Here is a 19,980-nt window from a genome sequence, read left to right as displayed (position 1 = left end):
ACTCAGCCAAAGCTGAAATTCAGTAGTGTTTTTTTCAGGCGGGCGCAGGAACCGGCAGCGGTTGCCGATCAGCCCGAGAAGCCAACGCCCGGCGGTGATACGACTGCGTACACCGGCGTGCTACTGACAGGTGGGGGGTAATGGCTGATCTGCACAGGCTGTTGATTCCCGCACGGCACGACGCCAGCGTTGACCGCTGAAACCACTACCGCGTTGAGAGGGGAACCTGTCATGTGCCGATCTTTCTTGATGAGGGGAAAAACGGTGAATCCGGGGATGCACCGAGCGCCGAATATAACCAGCGCCCGATATTCACTGCAAGACTTATCCGAACAACCACTTCCACAACAGCACCAGCACCAGCACCGCCAGGACCGGACGCAGAACGCGGTAGAGGGTGGGGTTGCGGCGCTTCCACTGCTTGACCACGCCACTGAAGCTGTCGCTGAAACGCTTGCTCCAGGCATAGGCCTGGTTGATCCCGCCGACCCGCTCGTCGTCGAGGTTCTGCGGCGCGGTGGCACGGCCCAGTTGGGCGCTGACCCAACGGTTGATGCGGGTCATCAGGCGGCTGCTCAGGGGCCGCTCGATATCACAGAAGAGAATCACCCGAGTGGTCTCGGTTTCATTCTTCACCCAGTGCACGTAGGTCTCGTCGAACATCACGTCCTCGCCGTCGCGCCAGGCGTACTCTTCGCCGTCGACGAAGATCCGGCAAGCGTCGGAGTTGGGGGTCGACAGACCCAGGTGATAACGCAGGGAACCGGCAAAGGGGTCGCGGTGCGGGTTCAGGTGGCTGCCACCGGGCAGCAAGGCGAACATCGCACCCTTGACGTTGGGAATGGCGCTGACCAGTTCCACGGTTTTCGGGCACAGGGCTGCGGCCGACGGCAGTGGCTTGTCGTACCACTTGAGGTAGAACCGCTTCCAGCCCTTCTTGAAGAAGGAACCGAAACCGGCGTCGTTGTTCTTCTCCGCCGCGCGAATGTACCCCTCGTCGAACAGGTGCATGGCCTCTTCGCGGATCACTTCCCAGTTGTCACGCAGCACATCCAGCTCGGGAAACTTGCTGCGGTCCAGATAGGGTTTGGAGGGTACGCCGGAAAACAGGTACATCAGCGCGTTGTAGGGGGCGAACAGCGCCGAATGGTTGACGAACTGGCGCAGGACCGGCAGGCGCGCCTTGCCACGCAAATGCACGTAGAGAATGCTGCCGATGAACAGCGACAACACCGCGAACTTGGCGGCAAAGGAAAAGCTCATGCAACAACTCCTTGAAAATAGGTGCCCATGGGGGAGTCTTCACCCGACTTGGCAGCCGGCAATGATAAACACTCCAGGGCCCGGGAAAAACCCGCACAACCCAACATTCAGCGTTAACGGATGCGCAACAAATGCCTTAAGTAGCATAAGGCGCCTGGCCGGTGACTGATGTGGATCAGGCATTCACCGACCTGCGGTCCCCGGCAGGAGCACCCGGAGACTGGGAGGCCGGCGCGCCCCTGCGGGTTACTGCTGGTTTTCCTGCTCGGTGAACAGGTCGCTGAACAGCATGCTCGACAGGTAGCGCTCGCCGGAATCCGGGAGGATCACCACGATGGTCTTGCCCTGCATCTCCGGGGTTTCCGCCAGGCGTACCGCCACAGCCATCGCCGCACCGCAGGAAATACCGCACAGGATGCCCTCTTCCTGCATCAGGCGCAGGGCCATGGCCTTGGATTCCTCATCGGTCACCAGCTCGACCCGGTCGACCATTTCCAGGTCGAGGTTCTTGGGCACGAAGCCGGCACCGATGCCCTGAATCTTGTGCGGGCTGGGCTTGATCTCTTCCCCGGCCAGCTTCTGGGTGATCACCGGCGACGTCACCGGCTCCACCGCCACCGAGAGGATCGGCTTGCCCTGGGTCTTCTTGATGTAACGCGACACGCCGCTGATGGTGCCGCCCGTCCCGACCCCGGCCACCAGCACGTCCACCGCGCCGTCGGTGTCGTTCCAGATTTCCGGCCCGGTGGTCTTTTCGTGGATGGCCGGGTTGGCCGGGTTGTCGAACTGCTGCGGCATGAAGTACTTGGACGTATCGCTGGCCAGGATTTCCGCGGCCTTGTCGATCGCCCCCTTCATGCCCTTGGCCGGTTCGGTGAGCACCAGCTCGGCGCCCAGGGCCTTGAGCACCTTGCGCCGCTCGATGCTCATGGACGCCGGCATGGTCAGCATCAGCTTGTAGCCACGGGCAGCGGCGACGAACGCCAGGCCGATCCCGGTATTGCCTGAGGTCGGCTCGACAATGGTCATGCCCGGCTTGAGCTTGCCGCTGCTTTCGGCGTCCCAGATCATGTTTGCGCCGATCCGGCATTTCACCGAGTAGCCCGGGTTGCGCCCTTCGATCTTGGCCAGGATGGTGACCCCGCGCGGGGCGATGCGGTTGATCTGCACCAAGGGCGTATTACCGATGGAATGGGCGTTGTCAGCAAAAATTCGGCTCATGGCTGGGTCCTTATGCAGCAGTGAAGAAGTGCTCAAGGGTATGCCTGGTGCCCGTGAGCGTCCAGTCGCACCGAACCCCTGTGACGGTGAGCAGTCAATGCCTTATACGGCTGGAGATCTCCCACTATGAAAGCTCGTTACCGTTGGCCCCTATGGACCCTGGCAGGCCTGGCGCTGGTGCTGGTAGCCCTGCACCTCGCCCTGCCCTACCTGGTGCGCGACTACCTGAATGGCAAGCTGGCGGACATGGGTGACTACCGCGGGCAGATCGCCGATATCGACCTGGCCCTGTGGCGTGGGGCCTACCGGATCAACGGCCTGGAGATCGTCAAGGTCAGCGGCAAGGTGCCGGTGCCTTTCGTCAAGGCGCCGCTGATCGACCTCTCGGTGAGCTGGCATTCGCTGTGGTATGACCACGCGGTGGTGGCCAAGGCGCAGTTCGTCCAGCCGGAGCTGAACTTCGTCGACGGCGGGGCCGACAAGCAGGCCTCGCAGACCGGTGAAGGCACTGACTGGCGCGCCCAGTTGGGCAAGCTGCTGCCCATCACCCTGGACGAGGTGCGGATCGACGACGGCAAGATCCACTTTCGCAACTTCAGCTCCACGCCGCCGGTGAACATCGGCGCGACCCAGGTCAACGCCAGTTTCTACAACCTGACCAATGTCGTGGACACTCAGGGCAAGCGCGATGCGCGCTTTGACGGCAAGGCCCTGCTGCAGGGCCAGGCGCCCATGGAAAGCACGGCCACCTTCGACCCCCTGAGCAATTTCGAGAACTTCGAGTTCCGCCTGCGGGCCCGGGACATCGAGCTCAAGCGCTTCAACGACTTCGCCTCGGCCTACGGCAAGTTCGACTTCAACGCCGGCCACGGCGATGTGGTGATCGAGGCCCAGGCCGAGAAAGGCCAGCTGCATGGCTACATCAAGCCACTGCTGCGGGACGTGGAAGTGTTCAACTGGCAACAGGATGTGGAGAACCGCAACAAGAGCATTTTCCGCTCGGTATGGGAGGCGCTGGTCGGCGCCAGCGAAACTGTGCTGAAGAACCAGCGCAAGAACCAGTTCGCCACCCGGGTCGAACTCAGTGGCAGCGTGCACCAGCAAGATATCAGCGCGTTCCAGGCATTTTTGCAGATTTTACGCAACGGCTTCGTCCAGGCCTTCAATGCCCGCTATGAGCAGCCCAAGCCTTCGACTGACTGAGTCACCCCGTGACGCCTCATTCAGAGACTGAATGGGGCGTCTACGTTCACAGTCGACCGGGCGCCGCGTTATAGTCGGCCACCGCGTTTATTCATCCGACCTGCCCCGGGCAGCTCGCCGTCACCGTTTCGAGGAATTGCAGATGAAGTTCGAAGGCACCAGCGCATACGTCGCCACTGATGACCTGAAGCTGGCAGTCAATGCCGCCATCACCCTGGAGCGTCCGCTGCTGGTCAAGGGCGAACCCGGCACCGGCAAGACCATGCTCGCCGAGCAGTTGGCCGAATCCTTCGGCGCCAAGCTGATCACCTGGCACATCAAGTCCACCACCAAGGCCCATCAGGGTCTCTATGAGTACGACGCGGTCAGCCGCCTGCGGGACTCCCAGCTGGGCGTGGACAAGGTCCACGACATCCGCAACTACCTGAAGAAGGGCAAGCTCTGGGAAGCCTTCGAGTCCGAGGAGCGGGTGATCCTGCTGATCGACGAGATCGACAAGGCCGACATCGAGTTCCCCAACGACCTGCTGCAAGAGCTCGACAAGATGGAGTTCTACGTCTACGAGATCGACGAGACCATCAAGGCCAAGCAGCGGCCGATCATCATCATTACCTCCAACAACGAGAAAGAGCTGCCGGACGCCTTCCTGCGCCGCTGCTTCTTCCACTACATCGCCTTCCCCGACCGCACCACCCTGCAGAAGATCGTCGACGTGCACTACCCGGACATCAAGAAGGACCTGGTCAGCGAAGCCCTGGACGTGTTCTTCGATGTGCGCAAGGTGCCGGGCCTGAAGAAGAAACCGTCCACCTCCGAGCTGGTGGACTGGCTCAAGCTGCTGATGGCCGACAACATCGGCGAAGCGGTGCTGCGCGAGCGCGACCCGACCAAGGCCATTCCGCCCCTGGCCGGCGCCCTGGTGAAGAACGAGCAGGACGTGCAACTGCTCGAACGCCTGGCCTTCATGAGCCGTCGCGGCAGTCGCTAAGAGGCTGATGCCATGTTGCTCAACCTGTTCAATGAAATGCGCGCGGCCAAGGTTCCGGTCTCGGTGCGCGAACTGCTGGACCTGATCAACGCGCTCAAGCAGCGCGTGACCTTCGCCGACATGGACGAGTTCTACTACCTCGCCCGGGCGATCCTGGTGAAGGACGAACGGCATTTCGACAAGTTCGACCGGGCCTTCGGCGCCTACTTCAACGGCCTGGAAAAACTCGACGACCACTTGCAGGCGCTGATCCCCGAGGATTGGCTGCGCAAGGAGTTCGAGCGCTCCCTGACGGACGAAGAGCGGGCACAGATCCAGTCCCTGGGCGGCCTGGACAAGCTCATCGAAGAGTTCAAGAAGCGCCTGGAAGAACAGAAGGAACGCCATGCCGGCGGCAACAAGTGGATCGGCACCGGCGGCACCAGCCCCTTCGGCTCCGGCGGCTTCAACCCGGAAGGCATCCGCGTGGGTGACGCCGGCAAGCGCCAGGGCAAGGCGGTCAAGGTCTGGGACCAGCGCGAGTACAAGAACCTCGACGACTCGGTGGAACTGGGCACCCGCAACATCAAGGTGGCCCTGCGCCGGTTGCGCAAGTTCGCCCGCCAGGGTGCGGCGGAAGAACTGGACATCGACGGCACCATCGACCACACCGCGCGGGATGCCGGGCTGCTGAACATCCAGATGCGTCCGGAGCGGCGCAACAGCATCAAGTTGCTGTTGCTGTTCGACATCGGCGGTTCCATGGATGCCCACGTGAAGATCTGCGAGGAACTGTTCTCGGCCTGCAAGACCGAGTTCAAGCACCTGGAGTACTACTACTTCCACAACTTCATCTACGAATCGGTGTGGAAGAACAACCTGCGCCGCGGCTCGGAACGCACCTCGACCCAGGACCTGCTGCACAAGTACGGCGCCGACTACAAGGTGATCTTCGTCGGCGACGCCGCCATGGCCCCCTACGAGATCACCCAGGCCGGCGGCAGCGTCGAGCACTGGAACGAGGAAGCCGGTTACGTGTGGATGCAGCGTTTCATGGAAAAGTACAAGAAACTCATCTGGATCAACCCCTACCCCAAGGACACCTGGGGCTACACCGCGTCCACCAACATCGTGCGCGACCTGATCGAGGACCAGATGTACCCCCTGACCTTGCGCGGCCTGGAAGAAGGCATGCGTTTCCTGTCCAAATAAACCCGTTCGCCAGCCAGCTGGCTCCTACCCAACCCTGTAGGAGCCGGCTGGCCGGCGAAGCGCTTGTCCATCACCCAAAACGCCGCAAGAACGCCACCTGCTGCTGATGCGCCGTCTCCTGTACCACCGGCGCCAAACGCAGCTCACTGCCCGGCAGGCACTGTGCCAGCCGCGCCAGGGACAACGGCGTCAACGCTCCCAGTCGCGGATAACCGCCAATGGTCTGCCGATCATTGAGCAGAACGATCGGCTGGCCATCCGGCGGCACCTGGATCGCCCCCAGGGGAATGCCCTCGGAAATCATCGGCGGTCCCTGATACTGCAACTGTGGCCCCAGCAGGCGCGCGCCCATGCGGTCGGCACGGCTGTCCAGGGTCCAACGGCTGTTGAAGGCATCGAACAGGCTCAAGCCGCTGAACTGGCCAATCTGCGCACCCAGGATCACCTCCAGGGGGGCCGCGGATTGCCAATCCGTCAACTGCGCGGGCGACAGGCTCTTGAGCGCCCCACCCTGCCCTGAATAGCCCAGCCAGGCGCCCTCGCTCAGCGCCCGGCCATGACCGTCGAGCCCACCCAGGGATTCGCGCAGCACGCTGGCACAACTGCCCAGCACCCTGGGCGCATCGAAACCGCCCGGCGCCGCCAGGTACGCCCGCGCACCGAAGAAGGGTTGAGTGAAACGCAGGCGCTGGCCTTTTTGCAGGACAAAACTGCGCCCCGGGGTCAACGGCCGCTCATCCACATAAGCCCCAAGATCAGCGCCGGCCAGGGCCAGCAGGCAATAGTCCTCGGCCACCAGGGTCAAGCCGCCGAGGGTGATTTCCACCACGGGCGCATCCAGGGCATTGCCCAGCAACCAGTTGGCCCAGGACATGGAGACCCAGTCCAGCGCTCCGCCCTGGGTCACCCCCAGGTGGCGCACGCCAAAACGCCCGGCATCCTGCAGCAGGCACAGCGGGGTGCTGGCCTCGATCAGCAAACGGCTCATGCCGGCACCTCCAGTGGCGTGTCATCGCCCCCCAGGCGCAGGAACTCGGCCCGCTCCACCGCGGCAAAGCGCACCCGGTCCCCTGGTTGCATCAGGCTGTAGCCGTCGCGCTCGCGGTCGAACAAGCGGCTTGGGGTGCGGCCGATCAGGTTCCACCCTCCCGGCGATACCACCGGGTAAGCCGCGGTCTGCCGTTCGGCAATGCCGACGCTGCCGGCTGCCACACGCTTGCGCGGGGTGTTCAAGCGGGGGCTCGCCAGCGCCTCTTCCACCAGGCCCATGAAGGCGAATCCGGGCGCGAAGCCCAGGGCAAACACTTGATATTCACGCTGGCTGTGACGCTCGATCACCTCGGCCACCGACAGCCCGCTGCGCCGGGACAACAGCGCAAGCTCCGGCCCGACACTGAGGTCGTACCACACCGGCAGCACATGCTCGCGCCCGGCCTGAGTGGTGCCTGGCGTGAGATCGGTCAAGGCGACCTCGATCCGCTGCCGGGCCTCGGACGGGCTCAGGGCCAGCAAGTCGTAATGCACCATCAGCGTGGTGTAGGACGGCACCAGATCGACCAGCGACTCGCCAAAGGCCCGCCGCAGCCCTTCGGCGGCGGCCAGCATCCAGGGCATGTTGTCCTCGGCGATCACCTCGAACAGACGCACCATCAGGCAGTCGATGGCAACTACTTCAACCTGTGGCTTCATAGGCCGGACTGCTGGTTCAGGGCCTCGCGAATGCGCTGCACCGCCGCCACCGAACTGGCGTTGTCGCCATGCACGCACAGGGTGTTGGCGTGCAGCAGCAAGGCGCTGCCGTCGCTGGCGGTCAGGGTTTCGCCCCGGGCAATGGTCAGGGCCTGCTGGAGGATGGTTTGCGCATCGTGGTGCACCGCCCCGGGCAATTGCCGCGACACCAAGTGCCCGGCGTTGTCGTAGGCGCGGTCGGCAAAGGCCTCGAACCACAGGGTCACGCCGAACTCGTCGCCCAGGGCCTGGGCCGCGCTGTTATCGCGGGTGGCCATGAGCATCAGCGGCAGTTGCGGGTCGTAGGCCGCCACCGCCTGGATCACCGCTCGCAGCTGGGTCGGCTTGGCCATCATGTCGTTGTACATCGCGCCGTGGGGTTTGACGTACTCGACCCGGCCGCCCTGGGCCCGGCAGATGCCGTCCAGCGCACCGATCTGGTAGTGCAGCAGGTCCTGGATTTCCTGGGGCGAGTAGCTCATGGAGCGGCGGCCAAAGCCGGCCAGGTCCTGGTACGCCGGGTGGGCGCCGATGCGCACCCCATTGGCCAGGGCCAGGGCCACGGTCTTGCGCATGATGCCCGGGTCGCCGGCATGGAAGCCGCAGGCAATGTTGGCGCAGTCGATAAAAGGCATCACCTCGGCATCCAGGCCCAGGGTCCAGTTGCCAAAGCTTTCGCCGATGTCGCAATTCAATAACAGGCGGCTCACGGTCAGTGCTCCTGTGGTTTTTATAGGGTAGCTGTGGGGCGGCACGCGCTCTGCCCCGCAGATTATCAGTTAGCGCGCCTCAAGTTCCTTGCCCCGGGTTTCCGGCAGGCTCAGGGCTGCCAGCACCACCACCCCGTAGGACACCGCGGCAAAGCTGCCGATGGCTACGCTCAGGGGCACATGCTGGCTGAGCAGGCCGATCAGCAGCGGGAACAGCGCCGCCAGCGCCCGGCCGCTGTTGTAGCAGAAACCCTGGCCGGAACCGCGGATCCGCGTGGGGAACAGTTCAGTGAGGAAGGCGCCCATGCCACTGAAGATGCCCGAGGCGAAAAAGCCCAGGGGAAAGCCCAGCCAGAGCATCACCGCGTTGCTCACCGGCATTTGCGTATAGAGCAGGACAATGGTGAAGGAGCCCGCGGCGAACAGCACGAAGTTCTTCTTGCGCCCGAGAATATCCGTCAGGTAGGCGCTGATCACATAGCCCGCGTAGGAGCCGAAGATCACCATGGCCAGGTAGCCACCGGTGCTGAGCACGCTCAGGCCGCGCTCGGTCTTGAGGAAGGTCGGCAGCCAGAAGGTGATGGCGTAGTAGCCGCCCTGGGCGCCTGCCGCCAAAAGTGAAGCACGCAGGGTGGTGCTGAGAATCCCTGGAGCGAAGATCTCGTAGAAGCGCGCCGGGTTGCTCGGCACTTCGCGCGCCTTGGTTTCCCGGTAGACCTCGGGGTCCTTGACCAGGCGGCGGACGAAGATCACGAAGATCGCCGGCAGGATGCCCAGCAGGAACAGCCCGCGCCAGGCATCTTCCGGTGGCAGCAGGGAGAACAGCAGCGCATACAGCAGCGCCGTCAGCCCCCAGCCCAAGGCCCAGCCGGACTGCACCATGCCCACCGCCTTGCCGCGGTTCTTGGCGCGAATCACTTCGCCGATCAGCACCGCGCCGGCGGTCCATTCACCACCGAAACCGAAGCCCATCAGGGTGCGGGCGATCAGCAACTGTTCGTAGTTCTGCGCAAGGCCGCAGAGAAAGGTGAAGACGGCAAACCACAGTACCGTGAGTTGCAGGGTGCGTACTCGGCCGATGCGGTCGGAAAGGATGCCGGCAATCCAGCCGCCCAGGGCCGAGGCCAGCAAGGTGCTGGTATGGATCAGGCCGGCTTCGGCGGAAGTGATGCCCCACAGCGCGATCAGGGTCGGAATCACGAAGCTGAGCATCTGGGTGTCCATGCCATCCAGGCCATAACCTATCTTGCAGCTCCAGAATGTCCGGCGTTCCTGCTGATTGATGTCCCGGTACCAGTCAAACGGGCCGGCGCGGCGCGAAGCCTTGGCGGCCAGTGTTTCGGGCGCACTCATGGCGATCTCCAGGGTAATTTATTGGTGTTGTTCTGGGCCCCGACGACGCATATCGTGGGTTGAGCCATTCTTCGGTTCAGGCACAACCGGCGTCCAACTAATAAAAACCGCCCCAAGGCATAAGAAAAGTTGATCCCATGAATCTCAAGTTTCTCGAAACCTTCGTCTGGGTCGCGCGGCTCAAGAGCTTCAGCCTCACCGCGGACAAACTCTTCACCACCCAGGCGGCCATCTCCAGCCGGATCGCGGTGCTGGAGGGCGAGTTGGGGGTGAAGCTGTTCCTGCGCGACTCCCGCGGCGTCAGCCTGACCCCGGAAGGCCTCAAGGTGCTGGAGCACGCCGAGCAGATGCTCGACACCCTGCAGGCGCTGAAACAATCGATCGAGGCACCGTCGAGCAAGGTCGGGCGGATTCGCATCGGCGTCATGGACACGGTGATCCACACCTGGCTCAGCCCCCTGGTGGCGGAGATGATGGACCACTACCCGCAAGTGGAAATCGAACTGGTGGCCGACACCTCGCTGAACCTGTGCGAGCAACTGCAAAAAGGCTTTCTGGACCTGGTGCTGCAGACCGACCTGCTGCGCCAGGAGAGCATCCGCAGCCTGGAGCTGGCCAGCCACCCGGTGGGCTGGATAGCTGCCAGCAATTCGATCTACAACCGCGACTACGCCAATCTCGCCGAGCTGGCCCGGGAGCGGATCATCACCTATTCGAAGAACTCCCTGCCCCACCAGCAAGTGCTCGGCCTGATGCAGGCCAACGGGGTGCTGGCGCCACGGCTCAATTGCGTCAACTCGGTGTCGGCCATCACCCGCCTGCTCAGGGACGGCTTCGGGATTGGCGCCCTGCCGCCGGTGCTGGTGCGCGAGGAACTGGCCCGGGGCGAACTGACCCTGCTGGCCATCGAACAGCGTCCACCGAACCTGCAGGTGGTGGTGTCATGGCGGGTGGGAGTGGAATTGGTGGAGGACATTGTCGAGCTGTGCCAGCGCGTGGTGCAGCGCTATGGGCAAAAGGTCGGCGAGGATTACCTGGTGCTGATCGCCCCCCAGTAAAACCGCCATCCCCCTTTGTAGGAGCTGGCTTGCCAGCGAAGGCGATCTTCAGCCAGGTGCAGGGCTTACGGGCCCCTTCGCCGGCAAGCCGGCTCCTACACAGAGAACCACCTCGACACAACTCCCGTAGGAGCTGGCTTGCCAGCGAAAGCGACCTTCAGCCAGGTGCAGGGCTTGCGGGCCCCTTCGCCGGCAAGCCGGCTCCTACACAGAGAACCACCTCGACACAACTCCCGTAGGAGCTGGCTTGCCAGCGAAAGCGATCTTCAGCCAGGTGCAGGGCTTGCGGGCCCCTTCGCCGGCAAGCCGGCTCCTACACAGAGAACCAACTCGACACGACTCCCGTAGGAGCTGGCTTGCCAGCGAAAGCGATCTTCAGCCAGATGCAGGGCTTGCGGGCCCCTTCGCCGGCAAGCCGGCTCCTACACAGAGAACCAACTCGATACGACTACCGTAGGAGCTGGCTTGCCAGCGAAGGCGATCTTCAGCCAGGCGCAAGGCTTGCGGGCCCCTTCGCCGGCAAGCCGGCTCCTACAGGGGGTCAGAGGCCTTTGAGGTCGCGCTCTTCGATCGGCCGGCTCTGGCGCAGGCGCCGGCCGCCCAGCACCACCCAGTCGATCAGCCGGTACAGGCATTCCAGCCCGAACGACAGCAGCAAGGCGCCGCTCATGCCCCAGATCATCGCCTCCGGGGTCAGCAGGATCTGGTAGCTGTAGCCATCCCAGGTCTCCTTGCGAATCGCCGGATCCGCGGCCAGAACCACTTGCAGCATGCGGATGTACCACGGCCCCTGCATCGCCTGGTACTGCTTGTCCAGGGCCAACTGGCGGTTGAGCAAGGCGCTCAGGCTTTCGGCGTCGCTGCGAAACACCGGGTCATCGCTGGCCCGGTAGTGCGCCACCAGGGCGTTAAGGTCACCCTTGAAGAACTGCTGGGCGGTGCCCTGGAAGCCTTGCAGGCTGTTCTGCGATTCGATCATGTGGGCTTCGACACGCTTGGCGTAGTCGCTGATGAAACCCGGCACTTGCACACCGATCAACAGGCCGGCGGCGAACAGCACCAGCCGCAGATAACTGAGCAACATAGGGATGTCCTTATTCGGTCTGGCCCTGGCTGACGCATTCACCGCGCCGCCACAGGCTCCACTGGCCCGGTTGGTAGCGGGTCCAGGTTTCGTTTTCGGTCAAGGGTTCGGTGGCGATCACCGTGACCACGTCGTTGGGCGTGGTTTCGGCCTGGAAGTCGACGATCACATCGACGTCCTTCAGCCGGGCCGGGCCGAACGGCGCGCGCCGGGTGATCTGTGCCAGCTTGGTCGAGCAATAGCAGAACAGCCAGTCGCCGTCGCTGAGCAGGCCGTTGAACACACCCTTGCTGCGGTATTCGCTGCAGGCCTGGATCAGGGTCGGCAGCAGTTGCTCGATCTCCACCGGCTCGGGGAAGGCCTCGCGCACTCGGTTGAGCAGGTCGCAGAATGCCGCCTCGCTGTCGGTATCCCCCACCGGGCGGTAGAAGCTGAGGCTCGGGTGAAAGTCCGCCAGTTGGCCGTTGTGGGCAAAGCACCAGTTACGCCCCCACAGTTCACGGACAAAGGGATGGGTGTTGGCCAGGCAAACCTTGCCGACGTTGGCCTGGCGGATATGGCCGATCACCACTTCGCTCTTGATCGGGTAGCGCTGCACCAGGTTGGCCACTTCCGACTCGCTGCTGGCCGCCGGGTCCTGGAACAGGCGCAGGCCACGGCCTTCGTAGAATGCGATGCCCCAACCGTCGCGATGGGGACCGGTGCGGCCACCACGCTGCATCAGCCCGGTAAAGCTGAAGACGATATCGGTCGGTACATTGGCGCTCATGCCCAACAACTCACACATGTTCGGACTCTCGCTTCAATGCCGGGGCAGCGTTACAAACGCGGCTCGACCCGCGTGTTCAGGGGGGCACTGCCAGCCGGAGCACGGCCATAGCGGTCGTTGCCGGCACCGCCAAAGGGCTGGTCGTCTTCCACTTCGGCGGCCTTGGCCGCGGCTTTCACCGCTTCGTTGCGCTCCCGGCGCTCCCTGGCCGAACGCTCGATGGGCCAGCGGACCAGCACGAAGAGCAGGTACAGGCCAAAGGCGATCATGCCGTACATGAACAGGTCGGAGACCGCTCGCCAGGCGTTGTTGCCCACCTTGAAGGCGATGTCCAGGGCGGTGATGGCCACGGCCGGGGCAAGTTTTTCCTTGACCGGGTCGATGATGGTCGGGCTGAACAGCAGCACCGCCACCAATACACGCAGCGGCTCGCGCAGCCAGCGCCACATCCAGCGGGTCAGGCGCATCCATACCAGCAGGCAGCCCAAGGCGGCGAAGGCGTAGAGGCCCCAGGCGATCAGATAGTCGTTCTCGGTCATGGTGTCCATGGCAAGGCAGGCAAAGAGGCGCTTATGATAACGACTTTTCCCGTGTCAGGCTGCACCGCCGTCTGCCAAGCCCTCATTTGTCATCGTTCGAGAGCCACCCATGCCCTTACCCGCCAACGACACCAGCGCCCCGATTGCCCACAAGGCCGAAGGCGCTGACCCGTATGCCTGGTTGCAGGAACGCGACACCGATGCGGTGCTCGACTACCTGAACGCTGAAAACAGCTACCTGGACGCTCAGTTGGCCCACCAGGCGCCCCTGCGCGAAACACTGTTCCAGGAGATCAAGGGCCGGATCCTCGAGACCGACCTGTCGCTGCCCTCGCCCTGGGGCCCCTACCTGTACTACACCCGCACCACTGCCGGCGATGAATACGCCCGCCACTACCGCTGCCCGCGCCCGGCGGACGACAGCCTGGTGGTGGACGAAAGCCACGAACAACTGCTGCTCGACCCCAATGCCCTGGCCAACGGCGGCTTCTTCTCCCTCGGCGCCTTCAGCATCAGCCCCGACCACCAGCGTCTGGCCTACAGCCTCGACACCACCGGCGAGGAAATCTACACCCTGTTCATCAAGGAGCTGGCCAACGACAAGGTCAGCCAACTGTCGTTCGACAACTGCGACGGCAGCATGACCTGGGCCAATGACAGCCTGACCCTGTTCTTCGGCGAGCTGGACGACACCCACCGCCCGCACAAGCTGTACCGCTACCGCCTGGACGGTACCGCAGCCGAAGAAGTGTTCCACGAGCCCGACGGGCGCTTCTTCCTGCATTGCTACCGCGCCAGCTCCGAGCGCCAGTTGCTGCTGTCTCTGGGCAGCAAGACCACCGGCGAAACCTGGGCCCTGGACGCCGCGCAGCCACATTTGCCATTCACCTGCCTGGCGCCCCGGGTCGAAGGCCATGAATACGACGTCGACCACGGCCAGCTCGACGGCCAATGGACCTGGTTCATCCGCAGCAACCGCGAAGGCATCAACTTCGCCCTGTACCAGGCCGCCGACAGCGGCGCGGTGCCCGAGCAGGACGACTGGCAACGGCTGGTCCCGCATAACGACGCGGTGATGCTCGACGGCGTGACCCTGAATGCCAGCGCCATGACCCTGAGCCTGCGCGAAGGTGGCCTGCCGATCATCGAGGTGCACCCGCAAGGCTTGCCCTCCTACCGGGTGCAACTGCCCGACGCAGCCTACAGCCTGCACGTGCAGAACAGCCTGGAGTTCGCCAGCGAACGCATCCGCCTGCGCTACGAAGCGCTGAACCGCCCGGCCCAGGTCCGCCAGTTGCACCTGGCCGACGGCCAGCAGCAGGTACTCAAGGAAACCCCGGTGCTGGGTCCGTTCGACCCCGACGCCTACGTCAGCCAGCGTCTCTGGGCCACCGCCGCCGATGGCACCCAGGTGCCCATCAGCCTGGTGGTCAAGCGCGAATGCCTGGGCCAGCCGACACCGTTGTACCTGTACGGCTACGGTGCCTATGGCGAGAGCCTCGACCCCTGGTTCTCCCACGCTCGCCTGAGCCTGCTGGATCGCGGCGTGGCCTTTGCCATCGCTCATGTGCGTGGCGGCGGCGAGCTGGGTGAAGCCTGGTACCGCGCCGGCAAGCAGGAGCACAAACCCAACACCTTCAGCGACTTCATCGCCTGTGCCGAGCACCTGATCGCCCAGGGCCTGACCACTTCTCGGCAACTGGCGATCAGCGGCGGCAGCGCCGGCGGCCTGTTGATCGGCGCCGTGCTCAACCAGCGCCCAGAGCTGTTCCAGGCGGCGATTGCCGAAGTGCCGTTCGTCGATGTGCTGAACACCATGCTCGACCCCGACCTGCCCCTGACCGTCACCGAGTACGACGAATGGGGCAACCCCGAAGACCCCGAGGTCTATGCGCGGATCAAGGCCTATGCGCCCTACGAGAATGTCCGGGCCCAGGCCTACCCCGCGACCCTGGTGATCGCCGGCTACAACGACAGCCGCGTGCAGTACTGGGAAGCGGCCAAGTGGGTGGCCAGGCTGCGGGCGACCAAGACCGACAACAACCTGCTGCTGCTCAAGACCGAGCTGGGCGCCGGCCATGGCGGCATGAGCGGGCGCTACCAGGGATTGCGTGACGTAGCTCTCGAATATGCCTTTGTCCTGAACATTCTGGGCCTGGGTTGAGGAACTCCCGGCGGCGCTCCGGTCTTAACCCAGGATCGCCGCCGGCATACGCCGGACCGGGCTTGCCCCCGTGCAACAGAGACAAGAAAAAGACCGTGACCCCATGACCGAACCGACCTTACTCAACAACGAGATCCGCGACTGGCTGATGGACTGTGGCCTGTTCGATCTCTTGCTGCCCGCCGATTTCAACGCCGCTGCCGGCTACTTCAGCATCAGCAGCATCCCCCAGGGCCAGGCGATCTTCCACGAAGGCGATGCCGGCAGCTTCATGTGCATCATCCACAGCGGCCAGGTGGCCGTGCAGAAGAACAATCATGAAGGCCAGCCCCAGACCATTGCCACCCTGCGCAGTGGCCGGGCCTTTGGCGAAATGGCAGTGCTCGATGGCGAGCGGCGCTCGGCCAGTTGCGTGGCCGCCAGCGATTGCCAGTTGCTCAACCTGGGCAAGGACTCCCTGGAGAAGATGCTCAACGACGCGCCGAAGATCGCCGCGAAGATCATTCGCGCCCTGGCAGTTTCCCTGTCCAAGCGCCTGCGCATGGCCGACGGCCAGTTGCTTGCGCAGCAGTTCTAGGCGCCTGATTGCCCCGCACCTGTGGCGCGGGGCTTGCTCCCCCTCGGCCGCGTAGCGGCCGTATCAGCGGAGCCGCGTTGTGACGGTTGAAACCGCCAGGCGGCCGCTGGCGCAGCGCCCCCCAGCGAGAGCAGGCGCCCTCGCCACCTAGCCCCGGCACAGGCATCACCCCTGCGCCTTGGCCTTGTTGTCGTTCTGCTCCAGGCCCGGCAGGGTCTGGTCCTTGGGCGGCTTGGGCATGTCGATCGGTGGCAGCAGAGGCGCGCTGCCGCTGCTGCCGGCCTTGGGCGTGGTCGGCGGGGTGACTTGCGGATAAGGGGTCGGCGTAGCGGTGCCGGGCGTTCCCAGGGTCGGCGTCGGGGTCACCACCGGGGCGCTTTGCGAGTCGTCCGCCGAGGCTGCACCGACGCTCATCGCCAGGGCAGCAGTTAGCGAGAGCGCCGTGCGGGCAATCACCGTTAGAATAGTGCGCTTCATCAATGGCTCCATTGCTATTGTCTGGCGTCAGGCTACTCCCAACCGGGCGGTTTTGCCTTCCTCAATGAGATCTCCATGAAACGTTTCGTACTGCTGGACACCACTGCGATTCCCGATAACGGCGGTGCCTTGTGCCTGTTCGAATACGGTGAGGATTTCGTCATCAAGATCCAGGGCGGCGACGGCGGCCAACTGATGAACACCCGCATGCACGGCTCCGAGGATGCCCTGGCGCAGATTCCCTGCAGCAAGGTGGCCGGACGCCCGAACTCGCGGGTGCTGATTGGCGGCCTGGGCATGGGTTTCACCCTGGCCGCCGCCCTCAAGCACCTGGGCAAGAGCGCCGAGGTGGTGGTCGCCGAGCTGGTGCCCGGGGTGGTGGAATGGAACCGCGGCCCCCTCGGGGAAAAGTCCGGCCGGCCACTGCTGGACCCGCGCACGGTGATCCGCCTGGAGGACGTGGCCAAGGTCCTGCAAGCCGAGCCCCAGGGCTTCGACGCAATCATGCTGGACGTCGATAACGGCCCCGAAGGCCTGACCCAGAAGGCCAACAGCTGGCTCTACTCCAGCGCGGGCCTGGCCGCCTGCGCCCGGGCCCTGCGGCCCAAGGGGATACTCGCGGTGTGGTCCGCCAGCGCCGACCGGCAGTTCTCCGAGCGCTTGCGCAAGGCCGGCTTCAAGGCCGAGGAAGTGCAGGTATTTGCCCACGGCAACCGCGGCACCCGGCACACCATCTGGATTGCCGAGAAGCTCAAGGCCTGAGCTAAACTTGATTCATAACCGTCATCAGTCTTTCCCAACAAGGTGAACCCATGAGTTCGACCAACACCTCCAAACTGGACCGCATCCTTGCCGACGCCCAGCGCGACCGGGAAATGGGCTACCGCGACAAGGCCCTGAAGATGTATCCCCACGTCTGCGGTCGCTGCGCCCGCGAGTTCTCCGGCAAGCGCCTGAGCGAATTGACCGTGCACCATCGCGACCACAACCATGACAACAATCCCCAGGACGGCTCCAACTGGGAACTGCTGTGCCTGTACTGCCACGACAACGAGCACTCGCGCTACACCGACCAGCAGTATTTCGGCGAAGGCTCCCTGAGCACGCCGAAAGTGGCCAAGGCCACCCACAACCCGTTCGCCGCCCTGGCCGGGTTGATGAAGAAAGACGACGAGTGATTGCCTGCGGCCGGGCGCCCTGCCCGGCCTTGGGCTTAAGCTCCCGGTGTGAAGCTCTCTGCATGCCGCTCCCTGTGGCGAGGGAGCTGGCTCGCGCTGGAGTGCACAGCACTGCGCAGTGACTGAAACCCCCTGGCGCCAGTGCCTAGGGCCGATACGCGCCCCGGCGCAAGCGCGCTCCCTCGCCACAACAAGCCCCCGGCCCCTGGGCAATCCCCGTATAATCGCGCTTTTTTCTCCAAGGCTCCTCGCTCGTGGCAAACAAAAGGTACAGCTGCATCGGTTTGTATAACCCCAAGTCACCGGAGAACGTCGGTTCGGTGATGCGCGCCGCCGGCTGCTATGGCGTCGCCTCGGTGTTCTACACCGGCAAGCGCTACGAGCGGGCCCGGGATTTCGTTACCGACACCAAGAAGGTCCATCAGGACATCCCGCTGATCGGCATCGACGACCTGAAGAAGATCCTGCCCCTGGGCTGCATCCCGGTGGCCGTGGAACTGGTGGAGGGCGCCCGCCCGCTGCCGGAATACACCCACCCGGATCGCGCCCTGTACATCTTCGGCCCGGAAGACGGCTCCCTCGACAAGGAGATCCGCGACTGGTGCGAAGACGTGGTCTACATCCCCACCACCGGCTGCATGAACCTTGCGGCCACGGTCAACGTGGTGCTCTACGACCGCCTGGCCAAGGGCAACAACACCCGTTCCGGGCCCAAATACTGAATACAGCGCCAGGCGCCTTTGCCGGGAACAAGCGGGGGCTTCGCGCAGTCAGCTTTATATCCCCCACTGCCCTTGGAGAACGATCATGAGCGAGCGCAAACAACTGCAACCCATCGAGCCCACCCCGCTCCAGGCCCCGGTGCCTCAGAACGTCCAGGGCTGGGAGCGCGTCGGCTCCCTGGCCGGTGGCGTGGTGATGGTCGGCAAGGGCCTGCGCCGCGGCGGCCTGTTCGGCCTGATCCAGGTGGCCATCGGTGGCGTGGCCCTGGCCCGCGGCATCACCGGCCACAGCTCGGCGAAAAGCCTGCTGGAGAAAGGTCGCCAGGACATGCACCGGGTACGAACAAAGATCGAACGGGCCGGTGATGAACTGCGCAACCTGAAGGCCAGCGCCGAGGCTGCAGAACACAGCGCCAAAGCCGCCAGCGTGGATCCGGCCAAGGCGCCCAAGAGCCAAGGCTGAGGCCGGCGTCGGGACGCTTTCAGCGGTGCCGGCGAATCAGTGCAGCAAGGAACTGTCCAGGACCCTGGACGACTCGCCCAGCACGCTTTCACTCAGCTGCACGAACTCGGCGGTGCTGACGCTTTCCAGGCGCATCACCGCTTGCAGCACATCATCCAGTGAACGCTTGTTGCGGGTCTTCAGGCGAATTTCCCGATCCAGCTCCTGCAACAGCAGCACCGCCTTGGCGACCACCGCGCTGTCCACCTGCTCGCCTCGCAGGCTGCTGACCTGGTGGCTGTCCCGAACCAGGCGCTTGTGCAGCACCTCGTAGCGCTCGTCGCTGATGCCCCCGGCTCGGCGCAACAGTTCGATGCCGTAGTACTCCGCCAGGCCTTCGCTGATCCAGTCGCTGCGCTGGCTGTCGTTGATCCGCGCCAATGACTGCACCAGCTCCCGCAGCAGTGGGCTGCTGCCACTCTCGCTGACCAGGGGCAAGCGGCTGTGCAGGAACAGCGAATCCCGCCCCGCCAGGCTACCGCGCCACATGGGGTCGGCAGCACCGACAATCAGCAGCTTGCCCGGCTGACGGGGAAACACCGCCTGCACCTGGGGCCAGACAAAGGTCAGCAGGGTCAGGATATCCATGCGCCGCATGCCCTGGCCCAGGGGCGAGACCACACTGACCTCGGTTTGCCCCAGGCGCGTGCGACGGCTGCCCAGGTTGCCGGCGAGCATCCAGCCAGCGGGGCGATCGAACAGCCGCGAGGGGTTGTCGATGCGAAAGCGATTTTTGCCGATACGTGGCCAGGCGGTCTCGATGCTTTTCCAGCCGGCGGGCAGCTCAAAGTCCAGGCGCGACACCAGTTCAATACCGTCCTGCTGGTCCAGGCGGGCCGGGGGCACCAGCGCTTCGCCCCGCAGCAAAGCCCAGTGGGCGGTGCTGCGGCTGTCGTAGCTGCCCTGCTTGATGCTGTGGCTCAGGCGCACGCGGTAGCTCAGGCTGGCCTTGCCGCTGGCGGGACGCCAGATCCCGCGCTGGCCACCGGCCTCGACAGCCGCAGCCTGCCATTGGCCATCAGCCTTGAAGTCGCTGTAGTCGCCGCCCTTGCCCAGGTCGAAATCCAGGCTGCGCAGGGCCGAACCCTCGGCCAGGGTCAGGCGCACTTCGGCCTGATCGCTCTGGGGCAGGAAGCGCACGTGATAATCCAGATCGACCTTCTTCGCCCAAGCCGATGCGCTCAGCACCAGGGCCAATACGGCCAGCGACAGCTTCGCCCCCACCCTCATACCCACTCCTTGCTGTTGAAATC

21 protein-coding genes are annotated in these 19,980 nt (G+C 64.3%); 10 read left to right on the top strand and 11 right to left on the bottom strand.

Going from position 1 to position 19,980, the window contains the following annotated elements; genetic code table 11:
* Window positions 1-324: 324 nt before the first annotated feature.
* The gene (locus tag ACZ5BO_RS09090) at window positions 325-1,263 is read right to left on the bottom strand and encodes an aspartyl/asparaginyl beta-hydroxylase domain-containing protein (protein WP_025127977.1); all 939 of its coding nucleotides are present in this window, start codon (window positions 1,261-1,263) and stop codon (window positions 325-327) included.
* Between the two features lie 246 nt (window positions 1,264-1,509).
* A complete protein-coding gene (cysK, locus tag ACZ5BO_RS09085) occupies window positions 1,510-2,484 on the bottom strand; it encodes a cysteine synthase A (RefSeq protein WP_464699330.1) in 975 nt (324 codons plus the stop codon).
* A gap of 126 nt (window positions 2,485-2,610) precedes the next feature.
* On the opposite strand from cysK, the gene ACZ5BO_RS09080 reads away from it, so the two are divergent.
* From ACZ5BO_RS09080 to ACZ5BO_RS09070, 3 genes are all read left to right on the top strand, one after another.
* On the top strand, window positions 2,611-3,687 hold the full coding sequence (locus tag ACZ5BO_RS09080; protein ID WP_025127975.1) for a DUF748 domain-containing protein: 1,077 nt from the start codon (window positions 2,611-2,613) through the stop codon (window positions 3,685-3,687).
* A gap of 142 nt (window positions 3,688-3,829) precedes the next feature.
* Window positions 3,830-4,675 (top strand): AAA family ATPase, encoded by an 846-nt coding sequence (locus ACZ5BO_RS09075; RefSeq protein ID WP_011059855.1) that lies wholly within the window; start codon window positions 3,830-3,832, stop codon window positions 4,673-4,675.
* Between the two features lie 12 nt (window positions 4,676-4,687).
* Window positions 4,688-5,866, top strand: a complete 1,179-nt coding sequence (locus tag ACZ5BO_RS09070; protein ID WP_025127974.1) for a vWA domain-containing protein — start codon at window positions 4,688-4,690, stop codon at window positions 5,864-5,866.
* Between the two features lie 70 nt (window positions 5,867-5,936).
* On the opposite strand, the gene ACZ5BO_RS09065 is transcribed toward ACZ5BO_RS09070, so the two are convergent.
* The 4 genes from ACZ5BO_RS09065 to ACZ5BO_RS09050 form a co-directional block, all read right to left on the bottom strand.
* Window positions 5,937-6,854 (bottom strand): 5-oxoprolinase subunit C family protein, encoded by a 918-nt coding sequence (locus tag ACZ5BO_RS09065; RefSeq protein WP_025127973.1) that lies wholly within the window; start codon window positions 6,852-6,854, stop codon window positions 5,937-5,939.
* A complete protein-coding gene (gene pxpB / locus ACZ5BO_RS09060) occupies window positions 6,851-7,555 on the bottom strand; it encodes a 5-oxoprolinase subunit PxpB (RefSeq protein ID WP_464699326.1) in 705 nt (234 codons plus the stop codon). The genes ACZ5BO_RS09065 and pxpB overlap by 4 nt, the downstream gene beginning before the upstream one ends.
* Window positions 7,552-8,304 carry a 5-oxoprolinase subunit PxpA gene (locus tag ACZ5BO_RS09055; protein ID WP_464699324.1) on the bottom strand — a complete coding sequence of 251 codons (753 nt, stop codon included), beginning with the start codon at window positions 8,302-8,304 and terminating at the stop codon, window positions 7,552-7,554. The genes pxpB and ACZ5BO_RS09055 overlap by 4 nt, the downstream gene beginning before the upstream one ends.
* 69 nt (window positions 8,305-8,373) lie before the next feature.
* The gene (locus tag ACZ5BO_RS09050) at window positions 8,374-9,657 is read right to left on the bottom strand and encodes an MFS transporter (RefSeq protein WP_025127970.1); all 1,284 of its coding nucleotides are present in this window, start codon (window positions 9,655-9,657) and stop codon (window positions 8,374-8,376) included.
* Between the two features lie 137 nt (window positions 9,658-9,794).
* Here ACZ5BO_RS09050 and ACZ5BO_RS09045 point away from each other — a divergent pair, with 137 nt between their 5' ends.
* Window positions 9,795-10,715 (top strand): LysR family transcriptional regulator, encoded by a 921-nt coding sequence (locus ACZ5BO_RS09045; RefSeq protein ID WP_025127969.1) that lies wholly within the window; start codon window positions 9,795-9,797, stop codon window positions 10,713-10,715.
* Window positions 10,716-11,256: 541 nt separating this feature from the next.
* On the opposite strand, the gene ACZ5BO_RS09040 is transcribed toward ACZ5BO_RS09045, so the two are convergent.
* The 3 genes from ACZ5BO_RS09040 to ACZ5BO_RS09030 are packed head-to-tail and all read right to left on the bottom strand — an operon-like array spanning window position 11,257 to window position 13,116.
* Complete coding sequence (locus ACZ5BO_RS09040; protein WP_025127968.1) at window positions 11,257-11,799, bottom strand: DUF2937 family protein; 543 nt, start codon at window positions 11,797-11,799, stop codon at window positions 11,257-11,259.
* Between the two features lie 10 nt (window positions 11,800-11,809).
* Entirely contained in the window at window positions 11,810-12,586 is a 777-nt protein-coding gene (locus ACZ5BO_RS09035) for a class II glutamine amidotransferase (RefSeq protein ID WP_025127967.1), read from the bottom strand.
* A 32-nt stretch (window positions 12,587-12,618) separates the two neighbouring features.
* Window positions 12,619-13,116: an MFS transporter gene (locus ACZ5BO_RS09030; protein ID WP_464699322.1), complete on the bottom strand. Its 498-nt coding sequence runs from the start codon at window positions 13,114-13,116 to the stop codon at window positions 12,619-12,621.
* A gap of 100 nt (window positions 13,117-13,216) precedes the next feature.
* Here ACZ5BO_RS09030 and ACZ5BO_RS09025 point away from each other — a divergent pair, with 100 nt between their 5' ends.
* On the top strand, window positions 13,217-15,271 hold the full coding sequence (locus ACZ5BO_RS09025; protein ID WP_464699320.1) for a S9 family peptidase: 2,055 nt from the start codon (window positions 13,217-13,219) through the stop codon (window positions 15,269-15,271).
* A gap of 103 nt (window positions 15,272-15,374) precedes the next feature.
* A complete protein-coding gene (locus ACZ5BO_RS09020) occupies window positions 15,375-15,848 on the top strand; it encodes a cyclic nucleotide-binding domain-containing protein (RefSeq protein ID WP_025127964.1) in 474 nt (157 codons plus the stop codon).
* A 165-nt stretch (window positions 15,849-16,013) separates the two neighbouring features.
* Here ACZ5BO_RS09020 and ACZ5BO_RS09015 read toward each other — a convergent pair whose 3' ends face one another.
* Window positions 16,014-16,325 carry a superantigen-like protein SSL4 gene (locus tag ACZ5BO_RS09015; protein WP_025127963.1) on the bottom strand — a complete coding sequence of 104 codons (312 nt, stop codon included), beginning with the start codon at window positions 16,323-16,325 and terminating at the stop codon, window positions 16,014-16,016.
* Between the two features lie 75 nt (window positions 16,326-16,400).
* On the opposite strand from ACZ5BO_RS09015, the gene ACZ5BO_RS09010 reads away from it, so the two are divergent.
* The 4 genes from ACZ5BO_RS09010 (at window position 16,401) to ACZ5BO_RS08995 (ending at window position 18,688) form a co-directional block, all read left to right on the top strand.
* Window positions 16,401-17,087, top strand: a complete 687-nt coding sequence (locus tag ACZ5BO_RS09010) for a spermidine synthase (protein ID WP_025127962.1) — start codon at window positions 16,401-16,403, stop codon at window positions 17,085-17,087.
* 50 nt (window positions 17,088-17,137) lie between these two features.
* Window positions 17,138-17,503 (top strand): YajD family HNH nuclease, encoded by a 366-nt coding sequence (locus ACZ5BO_RS09005; protein ID WP_007926907.1) that lies wholly within the window; start codon window positions 17,138-17,140, stop codon window positions 17,501-17,503.
* A gap of 254 nt (window positions 17,504-17,757) precedes the next feature.
* Window positions 17,758-18,225 (top strand): RNA methyltransferase, encoded by a 468-nt coding sequence (locus ACZ5BO_RS09000; RefSeq protein ID WP_025127961.1) that lies wholly within the window; start codon window positions 17,758-17,760, stop codon window positions 18,223-18,225.
* Between the two features lie 85 nt (window positions 18,226-18,310).
* On the top strand, window positions 18,311-18,688 hold the full coding sequence (locus tag ACZ5BO_RS08995; RefSeq protein WP_464699317.1) for a YgaP family membrane protein: 378 nt from the start codon (window positions 18,311-18,313) through the stop codon (window positions 18,686-18,688).
* A gap of 36 nt (window positions 18,689-18,724) precedes the next feature.
* Here the strand turns inward: ACZ5BO_RS08995 and ACZ5BO_RS08990 are convergent, their stop codons facing one another.
* Window positions 18,725-19,957, bottom strand: a complete 1,233-nt coding sequence (locus ACZ5BO_RS08990; RefSeq protein WP_464699315.1) for a hypothetical protein — start codon at window positions 19,955-19,957, stop codon at window positions 18,725-18,727.
* Window positions 19,958-19,980: the final 23 nt, after the last annotated feature.

The sequence above is a fragment of the Pseudomonas sp. FFPRI_1 genome (genome assembly GCF_055384485.1).
Note: the sequence above shows the minus strand (reverse complement) of the source record. Positions and strands in the feature narration are given on the sequence as shown.

What these genes read in the sequence shown, in the direction of transcription:
- ACZ5BO_RS09090 (WP_025127977.1), bottom strand. Translation starts at nt 1,263, where the DNA reads ATGAGCTTTTCCTTTGCCGCCAAGTTCGCGGTGTTGTCGCTGTTCATC.
- cysK (WP_464699330.1), bottom strand. Translation starts at nt 2,484, where the DNA reads ATGAGCCGAATTTTTGCTGACAACGCCCATTCCATCGGTAATACGCCC.
- ACZ5BO_RS09080 (WP_025127975.1), top strand. Translation starts at nt 2,611, where the DNA reads ATGAAAGCTCGTTACCGTTGGCCCCTATGGACCCTGGCAGGCCTGGCG.
- ACZ5BO_RS09075 (WP_011059855.1), top strand. Translation starts at nt 3,830, where the DNA reads ATGAAGTTCGAAGGCACCAGCGCATACGTCGCCACTGATGACCTGAAG.
- ACZ5BO_RS09070 (WP_025127974.1), top strand. Translation starts at nt 4,688, where the DNA reads ATGTTGCTCAACCTGTTCAATGAAATGCGCGCGGCCAAGGTTCCGGTC.
- ACZ5BO_RS09065 (WP_025127973.1), bottom strand. Translation starts at nt 6,854, where the DNA reads ATGAGCCGTTTGCTGATCGAGGCCAGCACCCCGCTGTGCCTGCTGCAG.
- pxpB (WP_464699326.1), bottom strand. Translation starts at nt 7,555, where the DNA reads ATGAAGCCACAGGTTGAAGTAGTTGCCATCGACTGCCTGATGGTGCGT.
- ACZ5BO_RS09050 (WP_025127970.1), bottom strand. Translation starts at nt 9,657, where the DNA reads ATGAGTGCGCCCGAAACACTGGCCGCCAAGGCTTCGCGCCGCGCCGGC.
- ACZ5BO_RS09045 (WP_025127969.1), top strand. Translation starts at nt 9,795, where the DNA reads ATGAATCTCAAGTTTCTCGAAACCTTCGTCTGGGTCGCGCGGCTCAAG.
- ACZ5BO_RS09040 (WP_025127968.1), bottom strand. Translation starts at nt 11,799, where the DNA reads ATGTTGCTCAGTTATCTGCGGCTGGTGCTGTTCGCCGCCGGCCTGTTG.
- ACZ5BO_RS09035 (WP_025127967.1), bottom strand. Translation starts at nt 12,586, where the DNA reads ATGTGTGAGTTGTTGGGCATGAGCGCCAATGTACCGACCGATATCGTC.
- ACZ5BO_RS09030 (WP_464699322.1), bottom strand. Translation starts at nt 13,116, where the DNA reads ATGGACACCATGACCGAGAACGACTATCTGATCGCCTGGGGCCTCTAC.
- ACZ5BO_RS09025 (WP_464699320.1), top strand. Translation starts at nt 13,217, where the DNA reads ATGCCCTTACCCGCCAACGACACCAGCGCCCCGATTGCCCACAAGGCC.
- ACZ5BO_RS09020 (WP_025127964.1), top strand. Translation starts at nt 15,375, where the DNA reads ATGACCGAACCGACCTTACTCAACAACGAGATCCGCGACTGGCTGATG.
- ACZ5BO_RS09015 (WP_025127963.1), bottom strand. Translation starts at nt 16,325, where the DNA reads ATGAAGCGCACTATTCTAACGGTGATTGCCCGCACGGCGCTCTCGCTA.
- ACZ5BO_RS09010 (WP_025127962.1), top strand. Translation starts at nt 16,401, where the DNA reads ATGAAACGTTTCGTACTGCTGGACACCACTGCGATTCCCGATAACGGC.
- ACZ5BO_RS09005 (WP_007926907.1), top strand. Translation starts at nt 17,138, where the DNA reads ATGAGTTCGACCAACACCTCCAAACTGGACCGCATCCTTGCCGACGCC.
- ACZ5BO_RS08995 (WP_464699317.1), top strand. Translation starts at nt 18,311, where the DNA reads ATGAGCGAGCGCAAACAACTGCAACCCATCGAGCCCACCCCGCTCCAG.
- ACZ5BO_RS08990 (WP_464699315.1), bottom strand. Translation starts at nt 19,957, where the DNA reads ATGAGGGTGGGGGCGAAGCTGTCGCTGGCCGTATTGGCCCTGGTGCTG.